Origin of the sequence: Cellulomonas hominis, from assembly GCF_901521055.1 — a bacterium.
GTDB lineage: Bacteria > Actinomycetota > Actinomycetes > Actinomycetales > Cellulomonadaceae > Cellulomonas > Cellulomonas endometrii.
The window spans coordinates 1-2,814 of record NZ_CABEGA010000105.1 but is presented as its reverse complement, the minus strand read 5'-3'; the positions used below and the strand labels follow the sequence as shown (position 1 = coordinate 2,814).

Sequence of the window (2,814 nt, the reverse complement as noted above, 5' to 3'; positions counted from 1 at the left end):
GCACGGGCAGCGCGAGCAGGAGCGGGCCGACGCCGGCCCCGCGTCGGCCCGCTCCTGCTCGCGCTGCCCGTGCCCGCCCTGGTCCTCGTGCTGTGGACGCTCGGCGTGCAGCAGGCGTGGGAGCTCCCGTTCGGGATCAGGATGGGCTTCCTGCCCACGCCGCTCGAGGTGGGACGGCGGCTGGTCGACCTGGCCGTCGGCGGCGTGGTCGACGACGCGTTCAGCGGCACGCTGCTCGCGCACCTGTGGGCCTCGACGCAGCGCGTGCTGTCCGGGTTCGCCCTCGCCGTGGCGCTGGCCGTGCCGCTCGGCGTCGTGATGGGCCGGTTCTCCCTGGCGTTCCGGATGCTCGAGCCGACGGTCAACCTCGCGCGGCCGGTCCCGGTCACCGCGTGGGCGCCGCTGACCCTCCTGATCATCGGCTACGGCGACGGCTCGGCGATCTTCCTGGTGTTCCTCGCGGCGTTCTTCCCCGTCCTGCTCAACACGATCGCCGGCGTGCGCCAGGTGCCCGTGCGGCTGCTCGAGGCGGCCGCGATGCTCGGCACCCGGCCTGCGCAGGTGCTCTACAGGGTGGTCCTGCCGGCCTCGATGCGGTCGATCGCCAGCGGCCTGCGGGTCGCCCTGGGCCTGGCCTGGGTGATCCTCGTGGTCGGCGAGACCGTCGGCATCAGCACCGGGCTCGGCGCGATGATCACGCAGGCCCGCGACCAGTCGAAGACCGACCTCATCGTCGCCGGCATGGTCGTCATCGGTCTCTGCGGCTTCGTCGCCGACCGGCTCCTGACCGCCCTCCTCACGCTCGTCACCCGCGGGCGCCCCACCCTGACCTGAGAGGAGGAGCACATGCCTCGCATCGGCTCCGTCCGTCCCCGCCAGCCCGCCGACGTCCGCGTCGCGGGGCTCGGCAAGCAGTACGCCACCCGCTCCGGCGGCACCGTGGTGGCGATGGCCGACGTCGACCTGGACGTCCCGGCCGGGGAGTTCGTCTGCGTCGTCGGCGCCTCCGGGTGCGGCAAGAGCACGCTCCTGCGGATCCTCGCCGGCTTCGAGGACGCCTCGTTCGGCGAGGTCACGGTCGGCGGCTCGCCCGTCACCGGCCCAGATCCCGAGCGCGGCGTCGTGTTCCAGGACTACGGCCTGTTCCCGTGGCTCTCGGTCCGGGAGAACATCGCCTACGGCCCGCGGCAGGCCCGGCTGCAGCGCCACGTCGTCACGGAGCGCACCGACCGGTTCCTCGACGCGGTCGGGCTGACCCGGTTCGCGGACAAGTACCCGAACGAGCTGTCCGGCGGCATGCAGCAGCGCGTCGCGATCGCCCGGGTGCTGGCCAACGACCCGTCGCTGCTGCTGATGGACGAGCCGTTCGGGGCGCTCGACGCGCTCACGCGGTCGACCCTGCAGGGCGAGCTGTCCCGGATCCACCGCGAGACCGGCACGACCGTCCTGTTCGTCACGCACTCGATCGAGGAGGCGGTGTTCCTCGCCGACCGCGTCGTGGTCATGGCCGGCGGCGCCTCGCACGGCGTGCCGGGCCACGTGCGCGAGATCGTCCGGGTCGACCTGGGCGGGGAGCGGGACGTCACGTCGGCGGAGTTCAACGCGCTCGAGCGCCGGATCGCGGCCCTCGTGCACGAGGAGGTCGCGGTCCCCGCGGCGTGAGCCCCGTGGCTCCCGGTTGCGGGTCGCACCTATCCGTGCTCGAAACGCCTCCGTAGGTGGTGCGCCGCCCCCTAGGGTGGCCGTGCGTGCAGGTCAGCCCTGCCCGCACGCGCGCAGGGGGCCTGTGCGTCCGTCCGTGATGAGCACCCGCTCGGAGGCTGTCGATGACCCGCACCACCGTCCGCAACGTCGCGATCGTGGCGTCGTGCTCCGCCCTGCTGCTCGTGTCCGCCTGCTCGGGGCCGGACGGGGAGGGTGAGGAGAAGAAGGGCGACACGGCCGGGACCGAGTGGACCCCCGGACCGCTCGACGAGTACACGGCGCGCATCTACGGCTACTCGCTCGACCAGGACGAGCAGAGCCAGGAGGACGCGCAGGCCCAGTCCGACGCGCAGAACCGCGAGGTCGAGGAGCTCGTGGCCACCTGCATGCAGGAGCAGGGCTTCGACTACACGCCGAACACCTCCAGCACGACGGTCGTCGACACCTCCGACGAGCTGGACGTCGAGTGGGGGACCCGCGAGTTCGCCGAGAAGTACGGCTACGGGATCAGCACGGACCCGTACGGCTCGGGCGACGACCCGGTGGACGACGGCAGCGAGTACGTCGACCCGAACCAGGAGTACGTCGAGTCGATGTCCGAGAGCGAGGCCACCGCGTACAACGAGGCGCTGTGGGGTCCCCCCGTCGAGTCCGTAGAGGGCGAGGACACCGAGTACGACTGGACCCAGGGCGGCTGCTACGGCGCCGCTCAGCACGAGATCTTCGAGGGCGGCGCGGTGGCCGACGAGTTCAGCGCCCTGTCGGACGAGGTGAACGCGCTGTGGGAGACGATCGAGGCCGACCCGCGGATGGCCGAGCTCAAGGCGAAGTGGGCCTCGTGCATGGCGGACGCCGGCTTCGACGGCATGACCGACATGAACACCGTCCAGGACCCCCTGTACGAGGAGTGGAACGCGCTGCAGGGCTGGGAGGACCCGGAGTACCAGGCGCAGATGGAGACCTGGGACTGGGAGGCCGAGCCCACGAGACGCTACGCTATCTCGTATGCCGTCTTCTGCTTGAAAAAAAAAAACACGCCGGCCACGAGACCCGCGGCGACCAGCCGCTGGACCTCGTCGTACCCCTGTCTCATCGCCTGCGCGCCCCAGT

At 71.7% G+C, this 2,814-nt stretch carries 2 protein-coding genes; both read left to right on the top strand.

The features are described from left to right. Positions 1-834: ABC transporter permease (locus KJP73_RS19105; protein WP_213284468.1), on the top strand; the 834-nt coding region annotated here is incomplete at its 5' end. Positions 835-846: 12 nt separating this feature from the next. Next, positions 847-1,662, top strand: coding sequence for an ABC transporter ATP-binding protein (locus tag KJP73_RS19100; RefSeq protein WP_213284467.1), 816 nt, complete (start codon positions 847-849; stop codon positions 1,660-1,662). Positions 1,663-2,814: the final 1,152 nt, after the last annotated feature.

Coding starts and splice junctions, on each gene's coding strand:
- KJP73_RS19100 (WP_213284467.1), top strand. CDS start 847: ATGCCTCGCATCGGCTCCGTCCGTCCCCGCCAGCCCGCCGACGTCCGC.